This window comes from Geodermatophilus sp. SYSU D00703 (assembly GCF_054050155.1).
The window spans coordinates 1-14,564 of record NZ_JBJGYU010000016.1 but is presented as its reverse complement, the minus strand read 5'-3'; the positions used below and the strand labels follow the sequence as shown (position 1 = coordinate 14,564).

General features: G+C 72.5%; 14 protein-coding genes. 8 read left to right on the top strand and 6 right to left on the bottom strand.

The window, feature by feature from the left end; translation table 11 throughout:
* Positions 1-139: 139 nt before the first annotated feature.
* Genes ACI782_RS15790 through ACI782_RS15770 form a run of 5 tightly spaced genes read left to right on the top strand, consistent with a single transcriptional unit; the run spans position 140 to position 3,928 of the window.
* On the top strand, positions 140-1,393 hold the full coding sequence (locus tag ACI782_RS15790) for an alpha-hydroxy acid oxidase (protein WP_456910828.1): 1,254 nt from the start codon (positions 140-142) through the stop codon (positions 1,391-1,393).
* Positions 1,394-1,401: 8 nt separating this feature from the next.
* Positions 1,402-2,403, top strand: a complete 1,002-nt coding sequence (locus ACI782_RS15785) for an acetamidase/formamidase family protein (RefSeq protein ID WP_456910826.1) — start codon at positions 1,402-1,404, stop codon at positions 2,401-2,403.
* 15 nt (positions 2,404-2,418) lie between these two features.
* Complete coding sequence (locus tag ACI782_RS15780; protein WP_456910824.1) at positions 2,419-3,180, top strand: SDR family NAD(P)-dependent oxidoreductase; 762 nt, start codon at positions 2,419-2,421, stop codon at positions 3,178-3,180.
* 9 nt (positions 3,181-3,189) lie between these two features.
* Positions 3,190-3,471 carry a hypothetical protein gene (locus ACI782_RS15775; RefSeq protein WP_456910822.1) on the top strand — a complete coding sequence of 94 codons (282 nt, stop codon included), beginning with the start codon at positions 3,190-3,192 and terminating at the stop codon, positions 3,469-3,471.
* A gap of 28 nt (positions 3,472-3,499) precedes the next feature.
* A complete protein-coding gene (locus tag ACI782_RS15770; RefSeq protein WP_456910820.1) occupies positions 3,500-3,928 on the top strand; it encodes an ester cyclase in 429 nt (142 codons plus the stop codon).
* Positions 3,929-3,943: 15 nt separating this feature from the next.
* Here ACI782_RS15770 and ACI782_RS15765 read toward each other — a convergent pair whose 3' ends face one another.
* From ACI782_RS15765 to ACI782_RS15740, 6 genes are all read right to left on the bottom strand, one after another.
* The gene (locus tag ACI782_RS15765) at positions 3,944-4,369 is read right to left on the bottom strand and encodes a hypothetical protein (protein WP_456910818.1); all 426 of its coding nucleotides are present in this window, start codon (positions 4,367-4,369) and stop codon (positions 3,944-3,946) included.
* 247 nt (positions 4,370-4,616) lie between these two features.
* Complete coding sequence (locus ACI782_RS15760; RefSeq protein WP_456910816.1) at positions 4,617-5,054, bottom strand: PPOX class F420-dependent oxidoreductase; 438 nt, start codon at positions 5,052-5,054, stop codon at positions 4,617-4,619.
* A gap of 190 nt (positions 5,055-5,244) precedes the next feature.
* Positions 5,245-7,353: a transketolase gene (gene tkt / locus ACI782_RS15755; protein WP_456910814.1), complete on the bottom strand. Its 2,109-nt coding sequence runs from the start codon at positions 7,351-7,353 to the stop codon at positions 5,245-5,247.
* A gap of 43 nt (positions 7,354-7,396) precedes the next feature.
* A complete protein-coding gene (locus ACI782_RS15750; protein ID WP_456910812.1) occupies positions 7,397-7,918 on the bottom strand; it encodes a ribose-5-phosphate isomerase in 522 nt (173 codons plus the stop codon).
* Positions 7,919-7,963: 45 nt separating this feature from the next.
* Entirely contained in the window at positions 7,964-9,688 is a 1,725-nt protein-coding gene (locus ACI782_RS15745; protein ID WP_456910810.1) for a dihydroxyacetone kinase family protein, read from the bottom strand.
* A 78-nt stretch (positions 9,689-9,766) separates the two neighbouring features.
* The gene (locus tag ACI782_RS15740; protein ID WP_456910808.1) at positions 9,767-10,579 is read right to left on the bottom strand and encodes a GolD/DthD family dehydrogenase; all 813 of its coding nucleotides are present in this window, start codon (positions 10,577-10,579) and stop codon (positions 9,767-9,769) included.
* 156 nt (positions 10,580-10,735) lie between these two features.
* On the opposite strand from ACI782_RS15740, the gene ACI782_RS15735 reads away from it, so the two are divergent.
* From ACI782_RS15735 to ACI782_RS15725, 3 genes are all read left to right on the top strand, one after another.
* Entirely contained in the window at positions 10,736-12,271 is a 1,536-nt protein-coding gene (locus ACI782_RS15735; RefSeq protein ID WP_456910806.1) for a sugar ABC transporter ATP-binding protein, read from the top strand.
* A gap of 46 nt (positions 12,272-12,317) precedes the next feature.
* Positions 12,318-13,337 carry an ABC transporter permease gene (locus tag ACI782_RS15730; protein ID WP_456910804.1) on the top strand — a complete coding sequence of 340 codons (1,020 nt, stop codon included), beginning with the start codon at positions 12,318-12,320 and terminating at the stop codon, positions 13,335-13,337.
* 83 nt (positions 13,338-13,420) lie between these two features.
* Complete coding sequence (locus ACI782_RS15725) at positions 13,421-14,461, top strand: substrate-binding domain-containing protein (RefSeq protein ID WP_456910802.1); 1,041 nt, start codon at positions 13,421-13,423, stop codon at positions 14,459-14,461.
* The last annotated feature ends 103 nt before the right edge of the window (positions 14,462-14,564 follow it).

The window sequence follows — 14,564 nt, the reverse complement described above, 5'->3', positions numbered from 1 at the left end:
TGACGCGCGTCACTGTGCCAGCGACGTTAACGGCGGTTCGCGCGCGGCGCGCGGCGAGGACGACCGCGTCGTCCCACGGGTACCGCCTGCCCCACGGGTGCTGGCAGGGTGGGTGGACCGCCGTCCGGAGGAGGCCCGAGTGGTCGAGCGCCGCGTTCCCCGCTGGTCCGAGCTGCGCGAGCTCGTCCGCCCGCGCCGGCTGCCCGGGGACGCGACCGACCGGCGGCTCGCCGCGGCGGCGACCGTCGGGGACCTGCGCGCCATCGCCCGCCGCCGGGTGCCGCGTGCGGTCTTCGACTACACCGACGGCGCGGCCGGCGCGGAGGAGAGCCTGCGCCGCTCGCGCGAGGCGTTCACCCGCCTGGAGTTCCGGCCCAGCGTGTTGCGCGACGTCTCGGTCGTCGACCCGTCGACGACGGTCCTCGGCCGGCCGGCGGCGCTCCCGCTGGTCTTCGCGCCGACCGGCTTCACCCGGCTCATGCACACCGAGGGGGAGGTCGCCGTCGGGCGGGTGGCCGAGCGGGTCGGCATCCCGCACGCGCTGTCGACCATGGGGACGACGACGATCGAGGCCCTCGCCGCGGCCGCGCCGGGCGGGCGCCGGTGGTTCCAGCTGTACCTGTGGCGGGACCGCGAGGCCAGCGAGGCGCTCGTCGCCCGGGCTGCGGCGGCCGGCTACGAGGCGCTGGTGCTCACCGTCGACACCCCGGTGGCCGGGCCGCGGCTGCGCGACGTCCGCAACGGGTTCACCATCCCCCCGGCGCTCACCCTGCGGACGATGGCCAACGCCGCCGTCCACCCCCGCTGGTGGGTCGACCTGCTGACCACCGAGCCGCTCCAGTTCGCCTCCCTCCGGTCGTGGGGCGGCACGGTCGCCGAGCTCGCCGACCGGGTCTTCGAGCCGGCCGCGACCCTCGCCGACGTCCGCGACCTGCGGCAGCGGTGGTCCGGCGCGCTGGTCGTCAAGGGCGTGCAGACGGCGGAGGACGCCCGGGCGGTGGTGGACGCCGGTGCCGACGCCGTCGTCGTCTCCAACCACGGCGGCCGCCAGCTGGACCGGGCGCCGACGCCGCTGCTGGAGCTGCCGGCGGTGGTCGCGGCTGTGGGGGACCGGGCCGAGGTCTACCTCGACGGAGGCATCCTCGACGGCGCCGACGTCGTCGCTGCCGTGGCTCTGGGCGCGCGGGCCTGCCTGGTCGGCCGGGCGTACCTGTACGGGCTGATGGCCGGCGGCGAGCGCGGGGTGCAGCGGGTGGCCGACATCCTGTCCCGCGAGATCGCCCGCACGCTGCAACTGCTCGGCGTTCCGTCGGTCGCGGAGCTGACCCCCGACCGGGTCCGGCTGGCCGGAGCGGCCCCGGAGGCGTTGCCCGCGCCAGCTGCGGCTTCCTAGGGTGCGTCATGGACGTCGTCGAGGTTGTGCCGTCGTTCGAGCAGTACGCGTACACGTTCGGCGGGGTCGCCCCGCTGCGGCGGATCACCCCGGGGACGGCGCTGCGGGTGTGGTCCGAGGACGCGTTCAACGGCGCGCTCCGTTCCACCAAGGACCTCTGCTCCGAGAAGGTCGACCTGCGCTTCGTCAACCCGCAGACCGGCCCCTTCTTCGTCGAGGGCGCCGAGCCCGGTGACACCCTCGCGCTGCACTTCGTCGCGATGGAACCGGCACGCGACTGGGGCGCATCGGCCGCGATTCCGTACTTCGGCGGCCTGACCAGCACCGACCGGACGGCGACCCTGCAGGATCCGCTGCCGGACACCACCTGGATCTACGAGCTCGACCGCGCGGCCAACACGGTCACCTTCGTCGCGCAGCACACCGACCTGCAGGTCGCGCTGCCGGTGGAGCCGATGCTCGGCACGGTCGGGGTCGCCCCGCCCGGCGGCGAGGTGCGCAGCTCGCTGGTGCCCGAGCGCTTCGGCGGCAACATGGACACCCCGCAGATGCGGCCGGGCACCACCTGCTTCCTCGGGGTCAACGTCGAGGGGGCGCTGTTCTCCGTCGGCGACGGCCACTACCGGCAGGGCGAGGGTGAGGCGTGCGGCACCGCCGTCGAGGGGGCGATGACCACCACGCTCATCGTCGAGCTGGTCAAGGGCGGGGCGCCGCTGTGGCCGCGGCTCGAGGACGACACGCACTGGATGACCGTCGGCTCCAGCCGGCCCCTGGAGGACGCCTGGCGCATCGGCCAGGTCGAGCTCGTGCGCTGGTTCGGCGAGCTCTACGGGCTGCACCCGATGGACGGCTACCAGCTGCTGTCGCAGATCACCGAGGTGCCGATCGCCAACGTCGTCGACGCCAACTACAGCGCCGTGGTGATGGCCCGCAAGTCCCTGCTGCCGCGGGCCACGGCCTACGGCGGGCTGCACGACGACCTGCGCCGCCGCGCGGCGACCCTGCTCTGACCCCAGGAGGAACCCGTGGACCTGCAGCTCACCGGCTCTCGCGTGCTCGTCACCGGCGGCACCCGCGGCATCGGCCGGGCCATCGTCGAGACCTTCGTCGACGAGGGCGCCGTCGTGGAGTTCTGCGCCCGTGACGCCGGCGAGATCGAGGCGGCGGAGAAGGCGCTCGCCGAGCGCGGCGGGCGGGCCACCGGCGTCCAGGTCGACGTGCGCGACGGCGCGGCGCTGACCGGCTGGGTGGAGGCCGCGGCCGGCCGGCTGGGCGGGCTGGACGCCGTCGTCGCCAATGTCAGCGCGCTGGCCACCCCGGACACCGAGGAGAACTGGTACACGTCCTTCGAGGTCGACCTCATGCACACGGTCCGCCTCGCCAAGGCGGCGATCCCGCACCTGGAACGGAGCGGGAACGGCTCGATCGTGGCCGTCTCGAGCGTCTCGGGGCGGGAGTCCGACGCCGTGTCAGGGCCCTACGGGACGATGAAGACGGCGATCGTCGGCTACGTCTCCGGCCTGGCGCTGCAGCTGGCCGGCCGGGGTGTCCGCGCCAACGTCGTCTCACCCGGCAACACGTACTTCCCGGACGGCTTCTGGCAGGACATCGAGCGCGGCAACCCGGAGCTGTTCGCCACGGCGCTCGCGCTCAACCCGACCGGCCGGATGGGGACGGCGGAGGAGATGGCGCGGGCCGTCGTGTTCCTGTCCAGCCCGGTGTCCAGCTTCACGACCGGCACCAACCTGGTCGTGGACGGCGCCCTGACCCGCGGCATCCAGCTGTAGGGGCCGGAGGTGGCCATCGTCTACCCGGTCCAGGCCGACGCACCCGAGCCCGAGGACGGCACCGAGCCGGACTTCGGCGAGCTCGCCGCCGACCTCTCCGACACCTGGCTGGTCGAGGTCGCCGTCAGCGACGACGGGGACGACGCCTGCTTCGGTCCGCTCACCGCCCGCGCGGCCTGGGACCTCGCCCTCGGCATCGACGAACGCCGTCCGGGCTGGACGGTCTCCATCGTCCCGCTGCACGTCGCGTGCACGGCGGACGAGCTCGTCGCCCTCTTCGAGGAGGAGTAGCGCCGGTCACCGACGGGAGGAGACCACGATGACCAGCAGTCCCGACGAGGTCCGGAGCCTGGTCCGCCGGCTGGAGGAGGCGATGAACGCGCGTCGCCTCGACCTCCTCGACGAGCTCCTCGACCCCGGCTTCACGCGGCACAGCCAGGCGACCCCGGACCTGGCGATCACCAGCCGGGACCGGTTCCGGGAGTTCCTGCGTCAGGACGCGGCCACCTTCCCGGACAACACCCAGACCTTCTCCGAGATCGTCGTCGAGGGGGACCGGGCGGGGTTCTGGGCCACGTACGAGGGCACGCAGACGGGCCCGATGGGGCCGTTTCCCCCGTCGGGGCGGAGGGCGCGGTTCGACTTCGCCGGCGTCCTCCGGGTCGCGGACGGCCGGATCGCGGAACTGTGGGTCACCTGGGACAACGTGACCGTGCTGTCCCAGCTCGGTCACCTGCCTCCGGCGTGAGGGGCGGGCGGCCGCTCACGTCGCGGTGCCGGCGCCCTCCGTCGGGGCGGCCGGCTCCGCGGGGGTGGTCGCCGTCCGCCAGTGGCCGGGGCCCAGGACCCGCTCCCACATGACCCCGGCCACCGGGTAGCAGACGACCGCCCGCCAGGAGTCGTCCGACTGCCGCACCCAGCCCACGAGCTGACCGGGGTGCCAGCGCCCGTCGACGTGCCGGGCCTCGACGTCGATGGAGCCGGCGAGGAGCATCAGGTCGTCGGGCCCGGCGGTGAGGACGCCGATCGCGCTCTCCGGGGGCTCCCGGCCCGTGGCCTGCCGGATCAGCCACACGGCCAACCGGGCCGCCTCGGTCGGACGCCACAGCGGTGCGCTCCGGCCGATCGCGGGGACGCTGAGATACCAGTCGACTGCGCGGCGCCGGACGATCGCGACGTACTCGGGCATACCGGACCCCTCCGGCGTTCCTCGTCTCCCGCGAGTGCCGGGTGAGCGGTGTCGTGCCGCGGGACCCGGTCGCCGCGCACGGTGGAACAGCCTCCGGCCGGCGGGGAGAGCGTGCCGGAGGTCGGCGTCCCCGGTCGGCTGCTCGGCCGGGGCCGTCTGCCCGGCGCGGAGCCGCGACCGGGCGACCCCAGTCTTCGTCACGCGAGGCCGGGTGCGAAAGGGGCAGTACCCGTTTCGTATCCGCGCGTCAGGCGCCGTCCGCCGGCGGACCGCCGGCGTGGACCGCCCGCCGCGTCTCGTACCAGGCTCCGCCGACCGGCTCGCCGGCCGTGTTCCAGCTCCACGAGACGCGCGGCGTGATGCGCAGGAAGAACCCGGGGCCGACCATCCCGGCCCGCTCGACCGGGCCGTCGGCCACGCCGTACACCCGGATCCCGCGGGCCACGAACGGGTCCAGGGACGGCAGGTCGTCCATGACGAGGGCGACCTTGCGGCGGCCGGCGCCGACGTTGCGGAACTTGCGGGTGGTCAGGACGGTCGCGCCGGGGCCGCCGACCCAGAAGTGCGTCCCGTCGAACTCGACGGCGACCGGGACGACGTCGGGCTGCTCGTCCTCGCCCACCGTCGCGAGGCGGCCGATCCCGTGCGACCGCAGGTACGCGACCTCGTCGTCGCTGAACGCCACGCCGTCACCACCCGCGGGCGCGCCACTCGGCGAGGTGCGGGCGCTCGGCGCCGAATCGCGCCTCCTCTGCCGAGCCCTGCCGGGCCACCGCTCGTGACTCGGGGCAGCAGCCACCGGACGATCCCGGTCGTCCGGTGACGCACCGACGAGGCACCCCGAACGGGCTCACGGTGCCCGTGGACGGCCTCCCTCAGTTCTCCGGGGTTCGGGCGGCCACCAGCTCGCGGGCGGCCGCAGTCACCGCCTCGGGGGTGAAGCCGAACTTCGTCTGCAGGTCCTTGAGCGGAGCCGAGGAGCCGAAGGTGCGCATGGCGATGATCCGGCCGCCGGGGCCCACCCAACGATCCCAGCCGAAGGACGAGGCCTGCTCGACGGCGACGCGGGCGGTGACCGACGGCGGGAGCACCTCGTCGCGGTAGCTCTGCGGCTGCCGGTCGAACAACTCCATCGACGGCATGCTCACCACCCGCGAGGCGATGCCCTCCGAGACGAGATGCTCGTGCGCGGCCACGGCCAGTGCGACCTCGCTGCCAGTGGCGAGCAGGATGATGTCGGGAACGCCGTCGGGGTCGCCGGCGAGCACGTAGGCGCCCCGCGCCACGCCCGCCGCGGAGGCGTAACGGTCCCGGTCCAGCGTGGGCAGCGCCTGGCGCGAGAGCACGAGGGCGACCGGCTCGTGCCGCAGCGGCATGATGGTCCGCCAGGCCTCGACCACCTCGTTGGCGTCGGCGGGCCGCAGATCGATCATCCCGGGCATCGCGCGCAACGACGCCAGGTGCTCGACCGGCTGGTGGGTCGGGCCGTCCTCGCCGACGCCGATGGAGTCGTGGGTGAACAGGTGGATCACCGGCAGTTCCATCAGCGCCGACAGCCGCACCCCACCGCGCTGGAAGTCGGAGAAGATGAGGAAGCCGGCCTGGTAGGCGCGCACCTTCGACAACGCCAGCCCGTTGGCCACCGCCGCGGCGGCGTGCTCGCGCACGCCGAAGTGCAGGTTGCGTCCGCCCCGGTCGTCGGCGCCGAAGTCCCCGGCACTGGCGAAGGTGAGCCGGCTCTTGTTCGACGGTGCCAGGTCCGCCGACCCACCCAGCAGCCAGGGCACCCGCTGCGCGATCGCGTTGAGCACCTTCCCGCTGGCATCTCGCCCCGCCATGCCCTTGGGATCCGCGGGGAACTGCGGCAGGTCGGCGTCCCAGCCGTCGGGCAGCACACGGCGCTGCATCCTGTCCAGCGCATCGGCGAGGTCGGGGTACTCGATGGCGTAACGGACGTAGAGCTGTTCCCACTCGGTGCGCAGCTGCCGGCCGCGGCTGCGGATACCGTCCTGGAAGTCCGCGTAGACATCCTCGGGGACCAGGAACGTGGCATCCTCCGGCCAGCCGAAGAACCGCTTGGCCGCACGCACCTCCTCCTCGCCCAGGGGCTCCCCGTGCGCCGCCGCGGTGCCCTGTTTGGTCGGTGCGCCGTACCCGATGACGGTGTCGACGATGATCAGCGTCGGCCGGTCCGCGGTGACCTGGAACGAGGCGAACGCCCGTTCGAGGGCGGCCAGGTCGTTCGCGTCGGTGACGTGCTCCACGGCCCAGCCGAGGGCAGTGAAGCGACGGGAGACGTCCTCGCTGAAGGCCAGGTCGGTACTGCCCTCGATGGTGATGCGGTTGCTGTCGTAGATCCAGCAGAGGTTCGACAGCCGCAGGTGCCCGGCCAGCGACGCCGCCTCGGCGCCGATGCCCTCCATCAGGTCGCCGTCACCGCAGAGCGCGTAGACGTCGTAGTCGAACAGCTGGAAGCCCGGCCGGTTGAACGTCGCCGCCTGCCACTGACCGGCGATCGCCATGCCGACGCTGGTGGCGATGCCGGTGCCGAGCGGGCCGGTGGTGCACTCGACCCCGGAGGTCCACCGGTACTCGGGATGCCCCGGGGTCTTCGAGTCCAGCTGCCGGAAGCGACGTAGGTCGTCCAGCGAGACGGCCGGTTCCCCCAGGGTCTCGTACTGCGGGTTCACCGACTTGACGCCCGAGAGGTGGATCAGGTTGTAGAGCAGTGTCGAGGCGTGTCCCACCGAGAGCACGAACCGGTCCCGGTTCGCCCAGATCGGCAGCTCCGGGTCGTAGCGCAGGTGGTTCTGCCACAGCGTGTACGCCACCGGCGCCAGCGCCATCGCCGTTCCCGGGTGCCCGGAACGAGCGGCCTGGACGGCGTCCATCGCCAGGGTCCGGATGGTGTTGATCGACCGCCAGGTGCGGTGGGCGTCGCCAGCGGCCCCGTCGGTGGTGGAGACGTCGCGTCCCTGGGTCATGCTCTCACTCTCGCGTGTGCGTCGGGGCCGGGGCGGATCGGAGTCAGTCGCAGCGCGCCCGCGCCATGTCCTCCTCGAGCGCGATCTCGGTGGCGGAGTCGGCCTGCCCGGTCTCATAGCCGCGGATGGCATCCACCTTCGCCGCCGACGCGGAGGTGGGGTCGAAGCGGTAGCCCAGATACTCGCGGACCAGCCGCCGGGCCAGCTCGATGCCGATGACCCGCTGCCCCAGGCACAGCACCTGGGCGTCGTTGCTGAGCACGGCCCGCTCGACGGAGAAGCTGTCGTGCGCGGTCACCGCACGGATGCCCCGGACCTTGTTGGCGCTGATCGCCACGCCCAGTCCGGTTCCGCACACCAGCACCGCCCGGTCGGCCTTGCCCTCTGCGATCAGCTGGGCCGCGGCCACCGCCACGTGCGGGTAGGCGGTGGCGTCGTCGGCGTTCACCCCCACGTCGGTCACCTCGGCGACCCGCTCGTCGCCCTGGAGGTCCGCTTTCAGCGTCTCCTTGTACTGCAGTCCCGCGTCGTCGGACCCGACGACGACCCTCAGCCGATCGGACACGTGCATGCTCCTCTGTGCGTTCGTCGTTGGAAGCGGCGACAGCCGTCAGGCCTGGCCGAGGACACGGCCGACCGTGCGCAGGCAGGCGGCCAGGGAGACCGCCCCGGCGTCGGGCGTGCCGACGCTGCGCTCGGCCAGCGGACGAGCCCGGCCGACCTTCGGCCGCAGCGCGGCGGTGTCCTGGGCGGCCTGCTCCGCCCGCCGGGCGGCCTCGTCCCAGGCCGGCCACAGGTCCAGCCCGCTGTCCACGGCAGCGGACAGCCCCTCGGTGAAGGGCAGTAGTGCGTCGAGCATGGTCTTGTCCCCCGGCTCAGCCTTGCCCAGACGCACCAGGGCGTCGTAGCCGTCGCGAACCGCGGCGGCGACCACCTCCGGGGTCGGAACGCCGAAGTCGCCGATGCGCTGGCCGACCGCCGCGAGTGCCGCACCCCAGAGGACGCCGGAGGTCCCCCCGGCCTTGGCCGCCCAGGCGTCGCCTGCCTGGACGAGGACCGTGCCGGGACCGGCACCGGTGTCGAGGGCGGTGCGGGCGGCGTCGCGCGCGGCCGCCGTGCCGCGCACCATGCCACGGCCGTGGTCCCCGTCGCCGGCGACGGCGTCGATGCGCCCGAGCTCCTCCTCCATCCCGGCCATGTCCTGCGCCATCGCCGACACCGCGGCCACGACGCGGACAGCGCACTCGCGGGTCGCGTCGTCGACGACGACGGCTCTGGTCAGGCCGGCGGCGCTCGCGGTGGCCTCGCCGGTCGAGCGGAGTTCGCCGCCCTCGGCCCCGAGCGTGCCCTTGCGGTACGCGGGGGTGTCGGCCGGTGCCCGCCAGAAGCGGTCGAGCTCCTCGTCGAGCCACATGAGGGTGAGAGAGCACCCGGCCATGTCGAGGCTGGTGACCAGTTCGCCGACCTCGGGCTCGACCACCTCGAGTCCCGCGTCGCGCAGCCGGCGGGCCACGGAGGCCCAGAGGATGAACAGCTCCTCGTACTTGGTGCGCCCCAGCCCGTTGAGGATCGCAGCGACGCGGGTGCCGGCTCCCACCGGCGTCTCGGCGAGCAGCCCGTCGACCAGGATCTCGGCGAGCTCCGAGGCCGTGGGCATGGGCTGCTCGGCGACGCCGGGCTCACCGTGGATGCCCAGTCCCAGGCCCATCTTCCCCGCCGGCACGGTGAACAACGGGTCCTTGGCACCGGGCATGGTGCACCCGTCGAAGGCCACACCCAGCGTGCGGGTGCGGTCGTTGGCCAGCCGGGCCACGCGCTCCACCCCGTCGAGGTCGTACCCTTCCTCTGCCGCCGCGGAAGCACTCTTGAAGACGGTGAAGTCGCCGGCGATGCCCCGCCGTTTGGCGATCTCCGAGGCCGGCGCGCTGGCCACGTCGTCGGTCACCGCGAAGTACCGGGCGTCGATGCCCTCCGACCGCAGGCGGTCGACGGCGAGCCCGAAGTTCATGCCGTCGCCTGCGTAGTTGCCCGTGGTCAGCAGCACGCCTGCTCCGGCGTCCACAGCCCGGCCGACCGAGGCCGCCTCCGCGGCCGACGGCGAGGTGAACACGTTCCCGATCACCGCACCGTCGGCGAAGCCGGGGCCCACCACGCCGCAGAAGGCCGGATAGTGCCCCGACCCGCCGCCGACGACCACACCGACCTTTCCGGGCCGCGGGCGGGTCGCACGGACGACGCCGCCGGGGACGCCGACCACGCGGCCGGCGTGGGCGTCGAGGAAACCGCTGACCATGTCCTCGGTGAAGGTGGCCGGGTCGTCGTACAGGCGGGTCACGGACGTCCTCCCATGGACGAGGGGTGAGGGGTGCGCTGCATGCGAGCCGCTTGGCCGGGCTGGAGGCGGTGCCGGCGTTCAGCGGATGGTGTAGCCGCCGTCGACCAGGAGGTCCGCGCCGTTGACCATGCGGGCGGCGTCGGAGGCCAGGAACACGGCGGCCGCCGCGATCTCTTCCGGTAGGGCGAACCGGCCGGTCGGGATGAGTTCCTTGAGGGCGTCGCCCTTGGGGCCCTCCCATGCCTTGCGACCGAGTTCGGTGAGGACCACGGTCGGGGAGATCGAGTTGACCGTGACGCCGCGGCCGGCCCACTCGGCGGCGAGGACCTTGGTCACGCCGACCACTCCGAACTTGGACGCGCAGTAGGCGACGTGCTGGTCGAGTGCGACCGAAGCCGCCTGCGAGGCGAGGTTGATGATCGTTCCGCGCCCGGCCGCGAGCATGTGCCGCCCGACCGCCTGCGCCACGAGGAAGGTGCCGGTCAGGTTCACGTCCAGAGTCGTCCGCCAAGCGGACACGCCGATCTCCTCGGCGGGCGCCAGCATGACGACGCCGGCGCTGTTCACCAGCACGTCGATGCGCCCGAAGGCGCCGATCACCGCCGCGACGGCGGTCTCCACCGAGTCAGGGTCGGAGACGTCGCAACCGAACGCCCGGGCGCCATTGCCGATCACGTCGGCGCGCTGCTGGGCCACGTCACCGTCCAGGTCGACGATCGCCACCTGCGCGCCCTTGGACGCGTAAGCCTGGGCGATCGCTCCGCCGATACCGGACGCACCTCCCGTGACGAGGGCGACCTTCCCGTCCAGGGGGAACGACAGGTCCACGGTCGGATTCACGTCGGGCATGGGTATAGCTCTCCTCGGTAGGAGCGAACGGGCCGTGATCACACGGGCTCGGATGTAAGCAACACCACTGCTGCGGAGCAAACATCGCAGATGTGACAACCCTCGTCAACGCTCTTTACATCTCACACTCCGCTCGTTACTTTCCCGCCATCGCCACGTGGTAGGGGCCGCGGGCGGACAACCCTCCGGGAGATCTCCATGGCAACCAGTCCCGCGCTCGAGGTGCGAGACCTGCACAAGGCCTTCGGCGGGGTGCCGGTGCTCCGCGGAGTCAGCTTCTCCATGCACCCGGGCCGGCTCATCGCCCTTGCCGGGGAGAACGGGGCCGGCAAGTCGACCCTGATGAAGATCGCCACGGGCCAGCTGCGGCCGGACTCGGGGCAGGTCCTCATCGACGGGCACCTGCTCACCCACCACGACCCCCTGCACGTGCGCAGGCTGGGTGTGGCCATCGTTCCCCAGGAGCTGGCGCCCTACCCGGACCTGACCGTCTACGAGAACCTCTTCGTCGGTCGGGAGCGACGCACGCCGGCGGGAACGCTCAACCGGCGGACGATGATCGCCGAGGCCCGCGAGATGCTCGAGGTCTTCGACGTCGACGTGGACCCCCGCACCCGGATGAACCGGCTGTCGGTGGCCCTCACCCAGATCGTCGAGATCGCCAAGGCCACCACCTGGGGCGCCAAGGTGCTCTTCCTCGACGAGCCGACGTCGTCCATCCCCGAGCGGGAGGTCGACCGGCTGTACGCGGTCGTGCGACGCCTCAAGGAGCAGGGCGTCGCCATGCTCTACACGACCCACCGGATGGCGGAGATCCAGGAGCTCGCCGACACCGTCGTCGTCCTCCGCGACGGGCAACTGGTCCTCGACGCGCCCCTCGAGCAGACGTCGGAGGACGGGATCGTCCGGGCCATGATCGGCCGTGACCTCGGTGACCTCTTCCCCGAGACCGGTCCGGTGGCGTCGGAGGTCGGGCTGCGGGTGTCCAGACTGCGGCTCGAGCGCGGGGGCCCCGCCGTGGACCTGACCGTCAACAAGGGCGAGATCCTCGGGCTCGGCGGTCTGGTGGGCGCCGGGCGGACGGAGATCGTCGAGGCACTCTTCGGCATCCGTCACTCGGTGGAGGGCACGGTCGAGGTCGACGGCCGCACGGTCACCCGCAACGCGCCCGCAGAAGCCATCCGCGCAGGCCTGGCGCTGGTCCCGGAAGACCGCAAGGGAGCCGGGCTCGTCCTCACCCGCTCCGTGTTGGACAACGGCAGTCTCCCCCACCTGTCGTCGTTCTCCGTGGCGGGCTGGATCCAGGGACGTCGCCGCCGGGCCGCGGTGGGCAAGGCCACCGAGTCCGTCTCGTTGCGCTCCCGCGGCCTCGACCAGACCGTCGGGACGCTGTCGGGCGGCAACCAGCAGAAGGTCGTCCTGGCCCGTTGGCTCACCCACAACACCAACGTGCTGCTGCTCGACGAGCCCACCCGTGGCGTGGACGTCGGCGCCCGCGGGGAGATCTACGCGATCATCCGGGACCTGGCCGCTTCGGGGCTGGCGGTCGTCCTCGTCAGTTCGGACATGCCTGAACTGATCGGGCTGAGCCACCGGGTGCTCGTGGTTCGGGGCGGGGGTATCGCCGGTGAACTCGACCGCGCCGCCCTCGACCAGGATGACGCCCAGGAGCAGATCTTCCGCCTGGCCAGTGGCCAGGCCGCCCCGGTCACCGACGGTTCGTCCGCCGCCTGACTTCCGTCCCCGTCCTGCCGCGCCCCTCACCGTCCAGGAGACCCCCGTGAGCACATCCACGACCGTCACCGCACCGGGCCTACCCGCGCCCGACGAGGCGCCCGCCACGTCCCGCTGGAGCCGGGCGCGGATCGAGGAGCTGCTGATCCGCAACTCCATGGTCATCGTCCTGCTGCTGGTCATGGCCTACTTCAGCTACGAGAGCGCACGCTTCGCGACCCTCGCCAACTTCAGGACGATCCTCATCGCCGCAGCGCCGTTCGCGCTCGTCGCCCTCGGGCAGACCCTCGTGATCCTCACCGGCGGCATCGACCTCTCGGTGGGCAGCGTCATCGCCCTCAGCGCCATGACCGGCGCCTCGGTGGTCCTCGGCCATCCGGAGCGGCTGTGGCTGGCGGTGGCCGCCGGGGTCGGAGTCGGCATCCTCGCCGGCCTCGTCAACGGGCTGATCATCAGCCGGCTCAACGTCGCGCCGTTCGTGACCACGCTCGGCATGCTCACCGCCGCCTCCGGGCTGGCGTACGTCATCGGGGACGGTGCACCGATCAACGGCCTGCCCGGGGAGTACGGCCGGATCGCGAACACCGAGATCCTGGGCCTGCAGGCGCCCGTCATCATCATGATCCTCGGGTTCATCATCCTCGGTGCCGTGATGAAGCGGACCGCCTTCGGCCTGCGCATCTACGCCGTCGGCGGCAACCGCACCGCGGCCGAGGTGGCCGGCGTCAACGCCCGCCGGACGCTCACCAGCGTCTACGTCCTCAGCGGGGCCCTCGCAGGCCTCTCCGGGATCATCCTCTCGTCCCGCGTCATCTCCGGGCCGCCCAACCTCGGTGCCGGATACGAGCTGGACGCCATCGCCGCCGTCGTCATCGGCGGGGCGAGCCTCATGGGCGGCCGCGGCACCATCTGGGGCACCCTGCTCGGCCTCCTGCTGATCCAGACGCTGAACAACGGGCTCGACATCCTCGTCGTCCCGGCGTACTGGCAGGCGGTCATCAGCGGCGTCCTGATCGTCAGTGCCGTGGCGGTCGACATGTGGGCCACCCGGCGCCGCAGCACCTAGGCCCGGTCACCGAGTCGCACTCCAGCAAGCCCCGGGGCTCGACCGTGCCCCGTGTCCCGAGCACGACAGCAGAGGAGCAACCAATGGTTCGAGGAACGATGCGCCGTGGGGCGGTCGCCCTGGGGGGTGTCCTCCTGCTGGGCACCGCCGCCTGCGGCGCCGGCGACGAGTCGGTGAACGCCGAAGGCGAGGGCCCGATCCGGGTCGGCGTGACCGTGTACGACATGTCGTCGTTCATCACCCAGGGCCAGGAGGGAATGGAGGCCTACGCCGAGGCCAACAACATCGAGCTCCTGTGGAACTCGGCGGGCAACGACGTCTCCACCCAGGCCACCCAGGTCGATCAGCTGGTCAACGCCGGCGTCGACGCCATCATCATCGTCCCGGTGCAGGCTGACTCCCTCGGTCCGCAGCTGCAGGCGGCCCAGGCGGCGGACATCCCGGTGATCGCCGTCAACACGACGCTCACCGACGAGAGCACGATCACCAGCTCCGTCCTGCCCGACGACGTGGCCGCCGGGGCCCAGGAGATGCAGATGATGGCCGATGCACTCGGCGGCCAGGGCAACATCCTGGTCCTGCAAGGCCCGCTCGGTTCCTCCCCGGAGCTGGACCGCACCGAGGGCATCCAGTCCGTCCTCGCGGAGAACCCGGGCATCAGCGTCCTCGCGATGGACACCGCGAACTGGAAGCGGGACGAGGCCGTCAACAAGGTGAAGAACTGGATCTCCAGCTTCGGTGACCAGATCAACGGCATCGTCGCCGAGAACGACGACATGGGGCTCGGCGCCGTACAGGCCCTCAACGAGGCCGGCATGGACGTCCCGGTCGTCGGCATCGACGGCATCGAGGACGGCCTGGCGGCGGTCCAGAACGGGGACTTCATCGGTTCGTCGCTCCAGCACGGCCGCGTGGAGCTCGCGACCGGCCTGGCGGTGGCGAAGCGCGTCGTCGATGGCGAGCAGGTCGAGAAGCAGTACACCTACGTCATGCCGCCCATCACCCCGGAGAACGTCGACCAGTACATGGCGAACGTCGTGACGGAGAAGGACGCGTTCCTCGAGCGCCTCCCCGACCTGATCGAGCAGAACCTCGAGTCCGGGAACATCGCGAACGAGCAGTGACGCCGGACGTGGGGGGGGGGGGGGGGCCCGGCCCCCCCCCCCCCCGGTTGGGCGGCGCCCCCGCCGGGCTGGGGGCCCACCACCCGGCGGTGGGGGGGGGCGC

Excerpts from the sequence above, each read along its gene's own strand:
- ACI782_RS15785 (WP_456910826.1), top strand. The coding sequence starts at position 1,402 with ATGGACGTCGTCGAGGTTGTGCCGTCGTTCGAGCAGTACGCGTACACG.
- ACI782_RS15770 (WP_456910820.1), top strand. The coding sequence starts at position 3,500 with ATGACCAGCAGTCCCGACGAGGTCCGGAGCCTGGTCCGCCGGCTGGAG.
- ACI782_RS15725 (WP_456910802.1), top strand. The coding sequence starts at position 13,421 with ATGGTTCGAGGAACGATGCGCCGTGGGGCGGTCGCCCTGGGGGGTGTC.
- ACI782_RS15765 (WP_456910818.1), bottom strand. The coding sequence starts at position 4,369 with ATGCCCGAGTACGTCGCGATCGTCCGGCGCCGCGCAGTCGACTGGTAT.
- ACI782_RS15735 (WP_456910806.1), top strand. The coding sequence starts at position 10,736 with ATGGCAACCAGTCCCGCGCTCGAGGTGCGAGACCTGCACAAGGCCTTC.
- tkt (WP_456910814.1), bottom strand. The coding sequence starts at position 7,353 with ATGACCCAGGGACGCGACGTCTCCACCACCGACGGGGCCGCTGGCGAC.